The sequence below is a fragment of the Achromobacter spanius genome (genome assembly GCF_002966795.1).
GTDB lineage: Bacteria > Pseudomonadota > Gammaproteobacteria > Burkholderiales > Burkholderiaceae_B > Achromobacter > Achromobacter spanius_D.
Map to the genome: position 1 here is coordinate 3,501,074 of NZ_CP023270.1, position 15,257 is coordinate 3,516,330.

At 68.0% G+C, this 15,257-nt stretch carries 13 protein-coding genes; 7 read left to right on the forward strand and 6 right to left on the reverse strand.

Annotated features, from left to right (window positions below; genetic code table 11):
- Position 1: 1 nt before the first annotated feature.
- Together CLM73_RS15695 and CLM73_RS15700 are read right to left on the reverse strand one after the other, a co-directional pair.
- Positions 2 to 982, reverse strand: a complete 981-nt coding sequence (locus CLM73_RS15695; RefSeq protein WP_105239217.1) for a Bug family tripartite tricarboxylate transporter substrate binding protein — start codon at positions 980 to 982, stop codon at positions 2 to 4.
- A 48-nt stretch (positions 983 to 1,030) separates the two neighbouring features.
- Positions 1,031 to 2,380, reverse strand: coding sequence for a D-serine ammonia-lyase (locus CLM73_RS15700; protein ID WP_105239218.1), 1,350 nt, complete (start codon positions 2,378 to 2,380; stop codon positions 1,031 to 1,033).
- A 120-nt stretch (positions 2,381 to 2,500) separates the two neighbouring features.
- On the opposite strand from CLM73_RS15700, the gene CLM73_RS15705 reads away from it, so the two are divergent.
- Positions 2,501 to 3,430 carry a LysR family transcriptional regulator gene (locus CLM73_RS15705; protein WP_105239219.1) on the forward strand — a complete coding sequence of 310 codons (930 nt, stop codon included), beginning with the start codon at positions 2,501 to 2,503 and terminating at the stop codon, positions 3,428 to 3,430.
- Between the two features lie 55 nt (positions 3,431 to 3,485).
- On the opposite strand, the gene fhuE is transcribed toward CLM73_RS15705, so the two are convergent.
- The 4 genes from fhuE to CLM73_RS15725 all read right to left on the reverse strand — a co-directional run bounded on the left by fhuE (position 3,486) and on the right by CLM73_RS15725 (position 8,354).
- A complete protein-coding gene (gene fhuE / locus CLM73_RS15710) occupies positions 3,486 to 5,681 on the reverse strand; it encodes a ferric-rhodotorulic acid/ferric-coprogen receptor FhuE (protein ID WP_105239220.1) in 2,196 nt (731 codons plus the stop codon).
- A 103-nt stretch (positions 5,682 to 5,784) separates the two neighbouring features.
- Positions 5,785 to 6,429, reverse strand: coding sequence for a PQQ-binding-like beta-propeller repeat protein (locus CLM73_RS15715; RefSeq protein ID WP_105241558.1), 645 nt, complete (start codon positions 6,427 to 6,429; stop codon positions 5,785 to 5,787).
- A 31-nt stretch (positions 6,430 to 6,460) separates the two neighbouring features.
- Entirely contained in the window at positions 6,461 to 7,690 is a 1,230-nt protein-coding gene (locus CLM73_RS15720; RefSeq protein WP_105239221.1) for a winged helix-turn-helix transcriptional regulator, read from the reverse strand.
- Between the two features lie 76 nt (positions 7,691 to 7,766).
- Positions 7,767 to 8,354 (reverse strand): M23 family metallopeptidase, encoded by a 588-nt coding sequence (locus tag CLM73_RS15725; protein WP_105241559.1) that lies wholly within the window; start codon positions 8,352 to 8,354, stop codon positions 7,767 to 7,769.
- Positions 8,355 to 8,542: 188 nt separating this feature from the next.
- Here CLM73_RS15725 and CLM73_RS15730 point away from each other — a divergent pair, with 188 nt between their 5' ends.
- From CLM73_RS15730 to map, 6 genes are all read left to right on the forward strand, one after another.
- A complete protein-coding gene (locus tag CLM73_RS15730; RefSeq protein ID WP_105239222.1) occupies positions 8,543 to 9,439 on the forward strand; it encodes a DUF3348 domain-containing protein in 897 nt (298 codons plus the stop codon).
- 10 nt (positions 9,440 to 9,449) lie between these two features.
- Positions 9,450 to 12,746, forward strand: coding sequence for a DUF802 domain-containing protein (locus CLM73_RS15735; protein WP_105239223.1), 3,297 nt, complete (start codon positions 9,450 to 9,452; stop codon positions 12,744 to 12,746).
- Positions 12,743 to 13,393 (forward strand): OmpA family protein, encoded by a 651-nt coding sequence (locus tag CLM73_RS15740; protein WP_105239224.1) that lies wholly within the window; start codon positions 12,743 to 12,745, stop codon positions 13,391 to 13,393. Before CLM73_RS15735 ends, CLM73_RS15740 begins: the two co-directional genes overlap by 4 nt.
- Positions 13,383 to 14,081 (forward strand): DUF2894 domain-containing protein, encoded by a 699-nt coding sequence (locus CLM73_RS15745; protein WP_105239225.1) that lies wholly within the window; start codon positions 13,383 to 13,385, stop codon positions 14,079 to 14,081. Before CLM73_RS15740 ends, CLM73_RS15745 begins: the two co-directional genes overlap by 11 nt.
- Before the next feature lie 72 nt (positions 14,082 to 14,153).
- Positions 14,154 to 14,399, forward strand: a complete 246-nt coding sequence (locus CLM73_RS15750) for a ParD-like family protein (RefSeq protein WP_056318213.1) — start codon at positions 14,154 to 14,156, stop codon at positions 14,397 to 14,399.
- The gene (gene map / locus CLM73_RS15755; protein ID WP_056561851.1) at positions 14,400 to 15,191 is read left to right on the forward strand and encodes a type I methionyl aminopeptidase; all 792 of its coding nucleotides are present in this window, start codon (positions 14,400 to 14,402) and stop codon (positions 15,189 to 15,191) included. It abuts the gene before it with no gap.
- Positions 15,192 to 15,257: the final 66 nt, after the last annotated feature.

Here is a 15,257-nt window from a genome sequence, read left to right on the forward strand (position 1 = left end):
TTCAGTCGATCTTGATGTTGGCCCGCTGCGCGACTTCACGCATGACGGGCAGTTCCTGCTGGATCAGCGCCTCGCCTTCCGCGGCGCTGGCGAAGGCGGCTTCGAAGCCTTGCGCCTCCAGGCTCTTGACCACTTCGGGCGATTCGACGGTGGCCTTGAGCGCCTTCTCCAGCCGCGTCTTCACGTCGGCCGGCAAGCCTCGCGGCGCAGCGACCATCAGCCACGTATCCATGGCGACGGAGGGATAGCCCTGTTCCGCGAACGTCGGCACGTCGGGCAGGAACGCGGAACGCTTGGGCGCGGACACGGCCAGCACACGCACCTTGCCCTGCTTGCTTTGCGGCAACGCCGCGGCCACGGTGTCGACCGAGAACGGAATCTGCCCGCCGATCAGGTCCGTCATGGCGGGCGAGCTGCCCTTGTACGGTACGTGCGTCATCTTCAGCTTGGCCGCCGAGGTGAATGCCTCGCCCACGAAATGCGCGGTGGTGCCAGTGCCGAACGAGCCATACGGCGGCTGGTCGTGGGCCGGATCCTTCACGTAGGCCACGAACTCCTTCAGGTCCTTGACCGGCACCTTGGGGTTCGCAAGCAGCGCCAGGCCCGTGCGGCCGACGATGCCGATGGGTTCAAAGCTCTTGACCGGGTCATACGGCAGATTGCTCTGGATGGCCGGGTTGACCGTGAACGTCGTGCCGGAGCTGACCAGCAGCGTGTAGCCGTCCGGCGCGGCCTTGGCGACGAAGCTGGCGCCGATCACCGTGCCCGCGCCGGCGCGGTTTTCCACCACGACCGTGCGGCCCAATTCCTGTCCGAGTTTCTGCGCCACCACGCGGCCCAGCACATCGGTGGCGCCACCCGGCGGGAAAGGCACGACCAGCGTGAGCGGCCGGCTGGGATAGGCGTCCTGGGCCACCGCGGGCGCGGCGGCGCCGACGGTGCTGGCAAAAGCGAGACTGACTGCAAGAAACGAGGTTTTCATGGCGGTGCTCGATGGGAGGTGGTGGAAAAGCGGCGCGTCTGTCGGCGCCTAGTTGCCGGCCGCGAGCGAACGCCCACGGCTCAGGAATCGGTCATATTCTTCGTCGGGCACGAACAGCCCGCCGGTGGTCCAGGCCAGATGCGTGGCGCGCGGCAGATGCGCGTCAAGGCCCTGCGCGCGCAACCATGCGCGGCCGGCGTTGGTGCCGCACAGGTGGCGCGGTCCGCTGAAACCGGCCGCGGCGGACGGTTCGATGCGCAGGCCTTCGCTGTCCTTCAGGCGCGCCAGGTCCGCGTACAGCGTGTCGTCTTCCACGGTGTAGACGCCGCCCAGATGCGCGCCCACCGCCGCATAGGCCAGCTCGGATGCCGTCGGAACCGCCAGGCCGTCGGCCTCGGTCACGTTGGTCAAGCCCACGTCGTACACCGACGCGGACGCCGGCGCGCCCGGCAGTTCACCCCGGCCGGCCATCATGCGCACCAGGAAACACGGCGACTGCACCGGCTCGGCAAAGAAGCAATGCACGTGCGGACCATAGAGTTGCTTCAGGCCAAAGGCGATGCCGCCCGGCGCCCCGCCCACGCCGCAAGGCAGGTAGACGAACAAGGGATGCTCGGCATCGACACGCACGCCCGCTTCATGCAGTTGGACGCGCAGGTGCAGCGCCGCGGCGGCGTAGCCCAGGAACAGGGACGCCGAACGCTCGTCGTCGACGAAATAACCAAAGGCATCGGCTTCGACCTGCGCGCGGCCCGCGGCCACGGCCTTTTCGTAGTCGCCCGCGTGCTCGACGACCTCGACCCCGCGCGCGCGCAGCCGCGCCTTCTTCCATTCCTTGGCATCGGCGGACATGTGCACGGCCGACCGGAACCCCAGCGCCGATGCAATCACGCCGATGGACAGGCCCAGGTTGCCGGTGGAGCCCACGGCCACCTGATGGCGGCCGAAAACGGCGCGGGCCTCCGGGCCGGCCAGTTTGCGGTAGTCGTCGCCCGGGTGAAGCAGCCCTTCCCGCAGCGCCAGCGATTCGGCAAATTCCAGCACTTCGTGGATGCCGCCCCGCGCCTTGATCGAACCGGCTACCGGCAGCGCATGGTCTGCCTTGATCCACAAGCGTCCGTCCTGGTGCGGCAGGCCGATGGCCGCCTGCATGGCGGCGGCGGGCAACAGCGGCGACTCGATCACGCCGCGCGTCTCGGCCAGTTCCGGAAACAGTTCGGCCAGCAGCGGCGCAAATCGCGCAAAGCGCTCCTGCGCGGACAGCACCTGATCCATCAGGAAGTGCGCGCCCGGCCCGCCGGCGGCGCTGGGTGTGACAGGCCCGGTCCACAGCACCGGCTTTGCCTGCCGGAGAGACTCCAGAACGGGGGAATGGGAGGAAGCGTCGGCTTGAAACATGGCTGTGGTAGCAAATGGAAAGCGCAAATAATGCCCACATCCTAGAGGCGGCCAACGCTTTGCAGCAATATCAATGGTTAGAATTCTTCTTTGCGTTTTCCGCAAACCTTGGAGCTGACCATGAATCCTCGCGTCCTGCAGGAGATTTCCCTGCGATATTTCCTGGAGGTCGTGCGCACCGGCTCGGTCAGCGAGGCCGCGGGCAGGCTGGACGTCGCGCCCTCGGCCGTCAGCCGGCAGATCGCCCGTATCGAACGCGAATTGGGCACCTTGCTGTTCGAGCGGCGCGCGCGCGGCATGCTTCCGAACGCCGCGGGCGAACTGCTGGCCGCGCACGCCAAACGCATGCAGCAGGACGTCGAGCGCGTGGCCGGAGACATCCTGGCGCTGCGCGGGCTGCGCCAGGGCCATGTGCGCATCGTCAGCACCGAGGGGTATGCGTCAGAGTTCGTGCCGGCGGCCATCGCGGCCTTCCGGCAGCACTATGCGGGTATCCGGTTCTCGCTGGACGTCTGCTCGCAGCAGGAAATCCCCCAGCGCATCCGGGATGGGTCGGCGGACATCGGCGTCACCCTCAGCCTCACGTCGCAACGCGACATCCGGGTGGAAGCGCGCGTGCCGGCGCCGGTGCGCGCGATCCTCGCGGCCGACCATCCGCTGGCCGACCGGCGCGAGATGGCGCTGGCGCAGTTGATGGCGTATCCGCTGGCCCTGCCCAGCCCCGATTCCACCCTGCGTCAGCTGATCGACATCAGTTGCAGCCGCCAGCAACTGCATTGCGAGCCGGCATTCACCAGCCGCAGCATCGACGCGCTGGTCGGCTTTGCCAGCGCGGGCGGCGGCGTCGCCTTCTGCGGGGAACTCGCCATCCGCAACCGCCTGCAATGGGGAAGAATCGTGGCCGTGCCGCTCCGCGACCGCGAAATGAACGAACGCCACTTCGAGGTGCAGACGCTGGCCGGCCGCATCATGCCCGAGGCCGCCAAGGCGTTCATCGCCAGCATCGCGGAGGCCGCGCGGGCGGCCTCCGGTCCGGTCGGGCCCGCGTAATGCTGGGCCGCGTAATGTCGGGCCCATTAAGACCGGGCCCGCATAACGCTCGCGATCAGTACTGGTAGCGCATCGTCAGCATCGCGCTGCGTCCCGCGGCCCACGCGCCCTGGCTGTAAAAGCCGATCTGGCTGTAGTACTTGCGGTCGAACACGTTGTTCACGTTCAACTGCGCCGACAGGCTGCGGTTGAAGCGGTAACGCGCCATCAGGTTGGTGATGGCGTAGCTGCCCTGGCCCACACGCTCGTCGCCGTTGGGTCCGCTGGCGATGGTGTAGACATGGCTCTGCCAGTTCACGCCGCCACCCACCGTCAAGCGGTTCCAGTCGCCCGGCAACTGATACGTCGTGAAGACGCGCACGAGGCTGCGCGGCTGGTCGGTCTGGATCGCGTTGCCCTCACCGTCGCTGGCGGTCCAATGCGACCATCCGGCCGCCACATTCCAGCCCGGCGTCACTTCACCCGACACTTCCAGGTCGAAGCCGCGGCTGCGCGTGCCTTGTGCAGCGGTATATGCCTGGTTGGTCGTGCCCGGCACCATCTGGCCCGGGTCGGCCTGCGCCACGTTGTCCTGGTCGATCTGGAAAACGGCGGCGCTGGCGTTCAGGCGGCCCTCCAGCCATTCACCCTTGATGCCGGCCTCGTACGACTTGCCTTCCAGCGGATCGAGCCAATTGCCGTTGCGGTCCTGGTAGGTCTGCGGATTGAAGATGCCGGTGTAGCTGACGTAGGCCGTGTAGGTGTCGTTGATGTCGTACAGCAGGCCGGCGTACGGCGTAAAGGCGTTCTTGTCGAACTCCGTGCGGCCTTCTCCGCCAAAGCCGATCGAGTTGGTCTTCCAGGTGCTGTAGCGCCCCCCGACGATGAGCTTCAGCGGATCCGCCAGGTTCAGACGCAGCGCGCCGTACCAGCCGGTCTGCGTGGTGGTGTAGCGGTTGGCGATGATCGAATCGTTCCAGTCGGGTTCGGGATACGAGCCGTTCCACTCCAGGAAGTTGCCCACGCCGGCCGCATTGATGGCCGAGCGGTAGTTGAAGTCGCCCTTCTGCCGGTTGAAGCTGGCGCCCACCACGGCTTCGTGGCGGCGGCCAAACAGCGTGAACGGACCGTTCGCCTTCAGATCCAGCGCATTCTGCTTGCGGTCGCCCAGGTACCAGGCGGGCGACGCGCCCATGCCCAGGCCCGTCTCGCGGTCGGGCCAGCCGTACAGGTACAGCAGCTTGCCGTCCATTTCATTCTTGGAATACGAGCCCACGGCCTGCACGCGCCAGTCGTTCTCGAAGCGATGTTCCAGGCTGAGGAAGGCGCCCTGCGTGGTGCTGCCCCACGAGCTCCACCGTGCGCCGGTGTTCAGCGACCGGCGCCAATCGGTGCGGCCGCCGTCGGCGTACCAAAGCGGAAAGCCGCCCCAGCTGCTGCCCTGCGGCTCGTTGTCCTGGTAGTTGTAGCCCACGCTGAGCGTGGTGCGCGAGGTCAGGTCGGCGTCCACCACGCCGTAGAAGACCTTTTTCTTGTTCTGGTAGTAGTCCAGAAACGACCGGTTGTCCTGGTACGCCGAGACGATGCGGCCGCGCACGGTGCCTTCGGCGTTGAGCGGCGTGGACAGGTCGGCCGTCACGCGATAGGTGTCCCAGTTGCCCACGCCCGCGCTCAGGTCCGCCTTGAACTCACGGCTGTCGGCGTGCTTGCGCACCAGGTTGATGGAGGCCGACGGATTGCCCGCGCCCGTCATCAGGCCTGTCGCGCCGCGCACGACTTCCACGCGGTCATAGATGATGGGATCGACCGACGACTCGCCCGCCGCATAGCCCACATCGAAAGACGTGGGCACGCCGTCGTACATGTAATTGCTGATGCTGAAGCCGCGCGAATTGAACGTGTAGCGCTCGCTGTCGAAGTTCTGCACCGAAATGCCGGGCGTGCTGCCCATCACATCGGCCAGCGACCGCATGTCCTCGTCGTCCATGCGCTGGCGCGTCATCACGGTGACCGACTGCGGCGTCTCGCGCAGCGACAGCGACAGCCCCGTGCTGGCGGCGGTGGAACGCGGCGTGTAGGAACCCGTCCCCTCGGTGGTGTTCGGATTGGCGTTGTCGCCCACCACCTGCACCGACGGCAACGTCGAGACGGCGGCATCCTGCGCCGCAACCGCCCCCGAGGCCAACGCCAGTAAAACCGCCGCAGACGTGCGGCGCAGCACGAAACGTGGGTGAACGATTGGGCCGCGGCCGACGCGTCTTTCTTCTTGCATTGTGGCTTCCTACCGAAATGGTCTAAGGGTGACAAATCGGCAGGAAGTTTAAATGCAACTCCTTCTCATTTCTATCTACTGTTGTTTTTTCCCATTGTTCGCGTCAACCCGAGGCCTTGCCCGGCCGCTGCACCGCGCGCACCTTGCCGCTTTCGCCACCGCCGCAATAAAACCGGGCGCCGCCGTCGGACTCCAGGCCCGACACACCAATGCCAGCCGGCATCTCGACCGCTTCCAGCACCTCGCCGGTGCGCGGTTCAAGACGCCGCAACTCGCTTTCTTCGGCTTCCCACGTGCCGTGCCACAGCTCGCCGTCCACCCACGTAACGCCCGTCACGTAGCGGTTGGAATCGATGGTGCGCAGCACGTTGCCGGTCTCGGGATCGACCTGGTGGATCTTGCGGTCGCGGTAAGCGCCGACCCACAGGCTGCCTTCCGCCCAGGCAAGGCCGGACACGCCCTCGCCGCCGGGCGCGGGAATGGTGGACAGCACGTTGCCGCTTTGCGGATCGACCTTCTGGATCCGGCCATCGGCGATCTGATAGAGGTGCGTGCCGTCAAAGGCCGTGCCGGCATTGGCCGTGATGTCGAGCGCGCGCGACGTCTGTCCGGTGGCCGGGTCCAGGGCAACGAGGCTGTCGCCCGTGGCGAACCACACCTGCTTGCCGTCGTACGTCAGCCCATGGACGGCCTCGACGCCCGGAAATGGGCCATATTCGCGGAGGATTTCGGCTTGTGATCGTTTCATGATGGCTTCCTGTTGTAGGGATGCGTCCATGCTACTGGCCGGGCAAAATCGCCGGGAGTAACAAGCTTGTCGTGAATCCTGGCACCGGCGGCAGCATCCAGCGCCGCGCGCGTCCCTGGCCGAAGGCCTGCACCTTGCCGGCCTCGGCCAGCGCCTCCAGCGCGCGCTGCACGGTGCGCTGGCTGGCCCCAAGCACCAGCGCCAATGCCGAACTTGACCAGCCTTCGCCATCGGCCAGAAAGGCCAGCAGCGCGCCCTGCTCCGGATCCGTTTCTTGGCCGGCGGGCGCCAGCACCGTGATGCCGCCCGCGCCGGCCGGCGTGAGCGTATAGCCGTGCCGGGTGGCATGGATGCTGGCCAGCGGGCGGATCGCGGTGCGCAGGCGGCCCATTTCGACGCGTAGGCGCGCGCGGTGCGTCTCGTCAAAGTAGCGCGTGCGAAACGCGTGGGCGATGAGCGCATCGCGCGTCACGTCCTGCGGCCAGGCCTGCGCCAGCGCCCGCACCAACGCAAACAGCACGGGACGGCCGGCCAGCGCGACCGTCGTTTGCACACCGCGCACGGCGTACCGGCAGGCGTCCACGACAAGCGTGCCGGACGCCAGCAAGGCCTCGACCTCGTCCAGCGACACCGTGCATTCGCCGTCGTGCCCGATGCGCCGGGCCGCCGGCGCCTCCAGCGCCCGAAACGCGTGGTCCACTTCCGCGATCAGCGCCGGAATGCCGGCTTGCTCGGCGCAGCGTCCCGCGTGCGTCAGCGCGGCCCGGGCCTTTGCGGCATGCTGGCGGCGCAGGGCGATGCCCGCGACGATCAGCGCTTGAATGGCCCGCGACGCCCAAGGCAGTGCGGCTGAATCCAGCTCGGCGAGCGTGCGCTCGGCGTCTTCCAGCCGTCCCAGCAGCAATTGGCGGCGCGCCATCAGGTGACGGGCATGCGCCGCGTTGACCACGTCGCCATGCGCGTGCAGCGTGGCACGCGCGGTGTCCAGCGCTTTGTGCGAATTGCCCAGATCGCGCGAAGCCAGCGCGATTTCCGCCTCGGCGACCACGCAGCGCGCCCGCGCCACCGCCTGCCGGGGACCAAACGCCCGCCCGGCGCTTCGCAGCAGCGCCCTGGCGCGGGGCAGATCGCCCAGTTGCGCGAAGGCGATGCCGCGCAGGGCCAGCGCGGGCGCGTCGCTGCGCAGCGCCACGTGGTTCAACGCGCCCAGCGGGTCGCCCGCGGCCAGCGCGCGCGCCGCGCTTTCAATCAGAAAGTCCATGGAAGATGCGCCACCGCCGCCCCGCTTGTCTTGGCCAGGGAACAAATCTACACCGTGCGGTGGGCTGCTTGCAGGGCTATTGCGCGGACGACACCGGCAGCGAGGATCCGCCGGACGCGCTGGGCGCCATCAGAAGCGGATACGGATTGAGCGCCCCGCCCCCGGCATAGATGCCGTAGTGCAGATGCGGCGGCGTGCCTTTGGCGTTGCCGGTATTGCCCACGAACCCCAGCACGTCGCCCGGCGCGACGAGCTGGCCGCGTCGGATATCCGCGTAGCCGTCCAGGTGCGCGTAATAGTGCATCTGCCGGCCCGGCCCCATCACCCACACGACCTGGCCGCCCAGCGTGTTCTCGCCGATGCGCGTGACCACGCCTTCGGTGGCCGACAGCACCGGCGTGCCGCGCTTGGCAAAGATGTCGATGCCCTGGTGCGTGCGCCCGCCCGACCGCGCCGCGCCCCAGGTGTCCGCCAGGCGCCGCGGCGCGACGCCCTGCACCGGTACGGGCAGGGACAGCGGCGCGTCCTGCCAGGACAGCCTCGCCATGTGCCAGGGCGCGCGCGCCGGCTCGGGCAGACGCGGCCAGGCCCAAACCGCCAGGGCTACCAGCGCGGCAAGAATGAGAAGTCGTCGGGCACATCGCCAGGGGGTGCGGGCATCCATGCAACGTTCGACGGCCAGGCGGGGCCAGGGTTCCACGCCGCCTGGCGGCGACACCGTATTGCAGCGCTTGTGTTGCCGCGCCTGTGATGTGACCCCAATTTGCAGTGGCGGCTACCGCCCGGGCCGCCCGGACAGGCCCTCTCAGGCCGTCGCAGCGTGTAAACTCCCCCCTTTTTGACTCTGGTGGTATGTTGCAAGCCCCCCAGCGCACAGGTTTAAGCGGCCCGACGCTCATTCGCTTGCTGACTCGCCTGACGGACGCGGAAGTCCAGCAGTCCAGGCAGTCGCTATCCGACCATCTGAGCCAATGGCTTGGCTGGACGGACGCGATCGCCCTGTCGGCGGCGTTGAATACCAGTCCGCCGGTCATTGCGCCCGGCGCCCGCCTGTTCAGCAGCGCCGAAGAACGCGAATGCGCGCGCGTGCGCACCACCCTGGCCGACGCCATCGCCAGCGACACGGCGGCAACGGCCGCCAAGCGCGTTGCCCCGGCGCGGGCGCCCGCCAAGAAACTGGCTGCCGCCCTGGCCGAGGACGAGTTCGATTATTCGAGTTTTCGCCAGCGGTATCTGTCGTTGCAGCACACGATGGAGACCAGCATCGGCAATCTGCGCAGCCGGCTGCGCGGCATGGTCGCGGCGCGCAATGGCGAATGGACGCGCCTGGCCGTGGTGGACGCGATCATGGACCGCGCGCTGCTGCCCAAGGAGCGAGCACTGCTAGGCGCGATTCCGAAGCTGCTGCAGACGCACTTCGACCGGCTGCGCAAGGCCGAGGAAGCGGCGCTGGCTGCCGCCCAAGCCGAAGCTGCGGCCGAGTCGCAGGCATTGCCTGACGCCGACGCGCCTGCAGATGCCGCCGCAGAGGCGGACGGCAACGCAAAGGCCGACGGCGATGCAGAGGCCGCAGCGATTGACCCCGCGCCGGCCAGCGTGGCGGCCAACGCGGCGGCGCCCGTCCCGGCGATTACCGCGGGCGCCTGGCTGGACACGTTCCGCGCCGACATGCGCGCCGTGCTGCTGGCCGAATTGGATGTTCGTTTACAACCGGTCGAAGGGCTGCTTGCCGCCCTTCGCACCAGCTAATTAGGACACTATGTCCAAGAATCTGATCAATATCGTGGTTTTCCTGGCCGGACTGGCCGTTGTGGGCTGGATCGGCGCGGGATACGCGGGCACGAACCCGCTGGCGCTGGCCGTGACGCTGCTGATCGGTGTCTGTTACCTGGCCGGCGCGCTCGAGCTGCTGCGCTACCAGCAGGCAACGACCGCTCTCTCGCGCGCCGTGTCGGACCTGAAGGAAGCGCCGGGCAGCCTCGGCGCCTGGCTGGACAAGCTGCCGGCCGGCCTGCGCAACGCGGCGCGCCTGCGCATCGAAGGCGAGCGCGTGGGCCTGCCCGGTCCGTCGCTGGCGCCTTACCTTGTCGGCCTGCTGGTCCTGTTGGGCATGCTGGGCACGTTCCTCGGCATGGTCGTGACGCTGCGCGGCACCGGCCTCGCCCTGGAAAGCTCCACCGATCTGGCCGCGATCCGCGCGTCGCTCGCGGCGCCCGTCAAGGGCCTGGGCTTTGCATTCGGCACCTCGATCGCTGGCGTCGCCGCGTCCGCCATGCTGGGCCTTTTGGCCGCACTGTGCCGCCGCGACCGCGTCCACGCGGCGCAATTGCTGGACACCAAGGCGGCCACCACGCTGCGCGTGTACTCGCAAAGCTATCAGCGCGAAGAATCCTTCAAGCTCCTCCAGCGCCAGGCCGAGGTCATGCAACGCCAGGCCGAAGCCATGCCCGCCATCGTCGGCCAGCTTGAATCCATGATGAAGAGCATGGAGCAGCAGAATCAGGCGCTGAACGAACGCCAGATCGCCAGCCAGACCGCCTTCCAGGGCAAGGCCGAAGCCGCCTATGCCCGCCTCGCGTCCGTGATGGAACAGTCCATGAAGGACAGCGTCGCGCAAAGCGCGCGCTCCGCCGGCGAGGCCCTGCAGCCCGTCGTGCAGGCCACCATGGACAGCCTGTCCCGCGAAACCGCCACGCTGCAGGACACGGTCTCGCAGGCCGTTCGCCAGCAACTGGAAGGCCTGACCGCCGGCCTGCAAGCCGCGACGACCGACGTTGCCGGCATCTGGAGCCAGGCGGTGGCCGGCCAGCAGCGCGCCAGCGAGGCCATGGCCGAAGACCTGCGCGCCTCGCTCGACCGCTTCGCCCAGACGTTCGAACAGCGCTCCGCCAATCTGCTGGACAGCGTGTCGACGCGCCTGGAGGCATCGTCCGGCAATATGTCGCAAGCCTGGACCGACGCGCTGTCGCGCCAGCAGCAAGCCGGCGAAAAGCTGGCGGGCGACAACCTGCAGGCGCTCACCGCCGCAGCCGCCAGCTTCGAACAGCATTCCGCGTCGCTGCTGCGTACCCTGAACGCCTCGCACGCCGCGCTGCAAACCGATCTGGCCTCGCGCGATCAGCAGCGTCTGGCCGCCTGGACCGAAACGCTGGGCGCGATGGGCGCCACGATGCGCCAGGAATGGGAACAGTCCGGCGCGCAGGCTGCCGCCCGCCAGCAGGACATCAACGACGCCTTGGCGCAGACCGTGCGCGACGTCTCCGAACAGGCTGCCGCGCAAGCCGCGCTGCTGGAAGGCGTGTCGGCCCGCATGGAAGCCGCCGCCAACGGCGTGTCGGACCAATGGACCCGCGCCCTCGCCCGCCAGGAAGAATCCAGCGGCAAGCTGGCCGCTGGCAACCAGGCCGCACTGGAAGCCGCCACCGCGGCTTTCGAGCAGCACGCTACGTCGCTGCTGCGCACGCTGGACCAGTCGCACACCGAACTGCAGGCCGCCTTGGCCGCGCGCGACGAAGACCGCCTTGCCGCCTGGAGCAACACGCTGGGCGCCATGACCGCCAAGCTGGGCCAGGAATGGGAACAGGCCGGCGCGAACACCGTGGCCCGCCAGCAGGAAATCAACGACGCGCTCGCCGAGACCGCGCGCGGCATCGCCGGCCAGACCGACGCGCAGGCCCGCCTGCTGCAGGACGTGTCCTCGCGTCTGGAAACGGCGGCCGGCAGCGTCACGCAAGCCTGGCTGCACGCGCAGACCCGCCAGGAAGACCTGGGCAAGCAACTGGCCACCGACAACCAGCGCGCGCTGGAAACGGCCGCGGCCGCCTTCGGCCAGCATGCCGACGCGCTGCTGCGCACGCTGGACCAGTCGCACGCCGACCTGCAAACCGCGCTGGCCTCGCGCGACGAGGAACGCCTGGCCGCCTGGACCGGCTCGCTGACGGCAATGTCCGCCAAGCTGGGCGAGGAATGGGAACAGGCCGGCACGCAAGCCGCCCTGCGCCAGCTCGAAATCAGCGACGCGCTCACCCAGACCGCCCGCGACATCTCGGCCCAGACGCAGCAACAGGCCGCCCTGCTCGAAAGCGTGTCCACGCGCCTGGAAACGGCCGCGGGCGGCGTCACGCAGGCCTGGATCGACGCCCAGGCGCGACAAGAAGCAACCGGCCAGCAACTTGCCAGCGACAATCGCCAGGCGCTGGAAACCGCCTCCGCCGCCTTCGGCACGCAAGCCACCGAACTGCTGCTGACGCTGGAACAATCGCACACCGCCCTGCAAGCGGCGCTGGCGTCCAACGACGAGGAACGTCTTGCCGCCTGGACCGGCAAGCTGGCGGCCATGGCCGATGCGCTGCGCACCGAATGGCAGCAGGCAGGCGCGCAGGCCGCTGGCCTGCAGCAGGAAATCTGCGACACCCTGAGCCTCACTGCGCAGGACATCACCGCGCAGACCCAGGCCCATGCCAGCGAAACCATCGCCGAGATCGGCCGTCTGGTTCAAACGGCTTCCGAGGCGCCCCGCGCCGCCGCCGAGGTCATCGGCGAACTGCGCCAGAAGCTCTCCGACAGCATGGTCCGCGACAACGACATGCTGCAGGAACGCAACCGCCTGCTGGAAACGCTCAGCACGCTGCTGGACGCCGTCAACCACACCGCTGCCGAGCAGCGCACGGCCGTGGACGCGCTGGTCGCGTCGTCGGCCGACATGCTGGAACGCGTGGGCGCGCAGTTCACCGCGCAGGTCGAGTCCGAAACCGGCAAGCTGTCCGACGTGGCGTCGCTCGTCACCAGCAGTGCCGTCGAGGTCGCCAGCCTGGGCGAATCCTTCGGCGCGGCGGTGCAGGCCTTCGGCGAATCGAACGACAAGCTCACCGCGCATCTGCAACGCATCGAAGCCGCGCTGGACAAGTCCATCGCGCGCGGCGACGAGCAGCTGTCTTACTACGTGGCGCAGGCCCGTGAAGTCGTCGACCTGAGCCTGATGTCGCAGAAGCAGATCATCGAAAACCTGCAACAGCTGGCCACCCAGCGCGCCACCGCCGGAGCCGAAACGGCATGAGCGAGGATATCGACGGCGGCGTGGAAGCGACGGCGCCCGCCTGGGCCGTCTTCGGCGACCTGATGTCCGTGCTGCTGGGCGCCTTCGTCCTCATCCTGGTCAGCGTCGTCGCGGTGCAGTTGCAGCTCTCGACGCGCCTGGAAGAAGAGGTCAAGCAACGCCAGGAAGAAACCCAGCGCCGCGAGACGCTCGAGCAGGCGCTGGCGGGCCCCCTGGCCGCCGGCCGGGTGACGCTCATCAACGGCCGCATCGGCATCAGCGGCAGCGTGCTCTTCGCGCTGAACTCCGACCAGCTCCAGCCCGAGGGCCGCGAGATCCTGAAAAGCCTGATCGAGCCGCTGTCCGCCTACCTGAAAACCCACAACGAAATCCTGATGGTCAGCGGGTTCACCGACGACCAGCAGGTGCGCGAAGGCAACCGCCGCTTCGCGGACAACTGGGACCTTTCCGCCCAGCGCGCGCTCACCGTCACCCGCGCCCTGATCGACGAAGGCGTGCCGTCTTCGACGGTGTTTGCCGCCGCGTTTGGCGCCGAGCAACCCGTCGCGTCGAACGCCGACGAGGAAGGCCGCGCCAAGAACCGCCGCGTGGAGATCACGCCTATTCCCAAACCGTCCAACGAAGCGGGTAAGCCCGGTGAAGAGTGACGGCAGCCGCGCTGAAAGCTTGAACGCGCGCGCGGTGCTGGACGCCTGGCGCGCCAGCGGCGCGGATCGCATCAACCCGCTGCGCTTTCACCTGATCGACGCGCTGGACCGCCGCGCGGCCGCTTACGAGGGCGCAGCGCGTCAGCGACTGGACGAGCGGGTCGCGGATCTGATTGCGGCATACGAGGGGCAGTTGAACGGCGCGAAGGATGCGGGTGCGGATGCGGCTGCGGATGCAGGCGCTAAGGCTGATGCAGAGGCCCCGCAAGACGCCGAGACGGCCGGGCCGCTGGCCGGGTTGATCGCGTATCTTGGCTCCGACGATTCCCGTGACCCGCTAGGCCTGCGCGCCGCCTACCCCGAACTGCCGTTGCTCGACGAATTCCGGGCGCTCTGGTCGCGCTTCAGCGCCGACCGTCAGGTCCGCCAATCGCAGGAACAGGTCCACAAGAACGCGGGGCCGCTCAATTCCAATCAGCTCGTGCACCGCGCGCTGTCCCTGATGCGCGAAATGTCGCCCGGTTACCTGCAGCAGTTCCTGTCGTACACCGACGCGCTGATGTGGATGGAACAGATGACCGCCGCGGCCGCCCCCGCGCCCAAGGAAGCGCCGCGCGCTGGCGCCGCGAAGAAGTCCGCGCGCGCCAAGCCCAAAAAGGATCCCAAAAAACCCGAGGCATCCGCCTGAGGGCGATTTGCACGCCGCGCCCTGCCGCAGTACGATACGTTCCATATACAAAACATATACGGAACATCCACTATGGGTATCGTCAAGATTTCCGAGCAGATGCATGAGAACCTGCGCGTCGCCAGCGGCGCCCTCAGCCGCTCGATCAACTCTCAGGCCGAACACTGGATGCGCATCGGCATGCTCTCCGAGCTGTATCCCGAACTGCGCCACGCCGACATCTGCCAACTGCTGATCCGCATCGACCAGGCAGAAGGCTTCACCATCGCGTCCCTCTCGCAAGGGTTGCCGCAACCCGCGCAGCAGGAGGCCGCGTAAATGGCCAAGAAGGTTTCCATCAAATCGGCTGCAGACATCGAAATGGCCCGCAAGGCGGGCGCCATGGCAGCCGAAGTGCTGCACATGATCGGCGAACACGTCCGCCCGGGCGTCACGACGGATGAGCTTGACCGCGTCTGCCACGACTACATCGTCAACGTGCTGAAAGCCACGCCCGCCAACGTCGGCTACCACGGCTTTCCCAAGACCATCTGCGCCTCGGTCAACCACGTCATCTGCCACGGCATCCCGTCGGCCAAGGTGCTCAAGAACGGCGACATCCTGAACATCGACGTGGCCGTCATCAAGGACGGCTGGTTCGGCGACACCAGCCGCATGTATTACGTCGGCCAGCCCAGCCCGCTCGCGCGCCGCCTGGTCAACACCACGTACGAAGCCATGCGCGCCGGCATCATGGCCGTCAAGCCCGGCGCCACGCTGGGCGACATCGGCCACGCGATCCAGACCGTTGCGCACCGCGAGCACTTCAGCATCGTGCGCGAATACTGCGGCCACGGCATCGGCCAGATCTATCACGACGACCCGCAGGTGCTGCACTACGGCCGCCCCGGCGAAGGCATGGTGCTGCAACCCGGCATGATGTTCACCATCGAGCCCATGATCAACGCCGGCAAGCCCCAGACCAAACAGCTTCCCGACGGCTGGACCGTCGTCACCAAGGACCGCTCGCTGTCCGCCCAGTGGGAGCACATGGTCGTCGTCACCGAGACCGGCTACGACGTGCTGACCACCTGGCCCGACGGCTTCGGTGACTACCCGCCCATTCCCTGACAGGAACGCGTCCTAGCAAGGACCGGAGTGCAGGGCCGCAGGGGTACGATCATGATCGTGCCCTTG

What these genes read in the sequence shown, in the direction of transcription:
- CLM73_RS15720 (WP_105239221.1), bottom strand. Translation starts at nt 7,690, where the DNA reads ATGGACTTTCTGATTGAAAGCGCGGCGCGCGCGCTGGCCGCGGGCGAC.
- CLM73_RS15695 (WP_105239217.1), bottom strand. Translation starts at nt 982, where the DNA reads ATGAAAACCTCGTTTCTTGCAGTCAGTCTCGCTTTTGCCAGCACCGTC.
- CLM73_RS15705 (WP_105239219.1), top strand. Translation starts at nt 2,501, where the DNA reads ATGAATCCTCGCGTCCTGCAGGAGATTTCCCTGCGATATTTCCTGGAG.
- fhuE (WP_105239220.1), bottom strand. Translation starts at nt 5,681, where the DNA reads ATGCAAGAAGAAAGACGCGTCGGCCGCGGCCCAATCGTTCACCCACGT.
- CLM73_RS15740 (WP_105239224.1), top strand. Translation starts at nt 12,743, where the DNA reads ATGAGCGAGGATATCGACGGCGGCGTGGAAGCGACGGCGCCCGCCTGG.
- CLM73_RS15725 (WP_105241559.1), bottom strand. Translation starts at nt 8,354, where the DNA reads ATGGATGCCCGCACCCCCTGGCGATGTGCCCGACGACTTCTCATTCTT.
- CLM73_RS15700 (WP_105239218.1), bottom strand. Translation starts at nt 2,380, where the DNA reads ATGTTTCAAGCCGACGCTTCCTCCCATTCCCCCGTTCTGGAGTCTCTC.
- CLM73_RS15750 (WP_056318213.1), top strand. Translation starts at nt 14,154, where the DNA reads ATGGGTATCGTCAAGATTTCCGAGCAGATGCATGAGAACCTGCGCGTC.
- map (WP_056561851.1), top strand. Translation starts at nt 14,400, where the DNA reads ATGGCCAAGAAGGTTTCCATCAAATCGGCTGCAGACATCGAAATGGCC.
- CLM73_RS15735 (WP_105239223.1), top strand. Translation starts at nt 9,450, where the DNA reads ATGTCCAAGAATCTGATCAATATCGTGGTTTTCCTGGCCGGACTGGCC.
- CLM73_RS15715 (WP_105241558.1), bottom strand. Translation starts at nt 6,429, where the DNA reads ATGAAACGATCACAAGCCGAAATCCTCCGCGAATATGGCCCATTTCCG.
- CLM73_RS15730 (WP_105239222.1), top strand. Translation starts at nt 8,543, where the DNA reads ATGTTGCAAGCCCCCCAGCGCACAGGTTTAAGCGGCCCGACGCTCATT.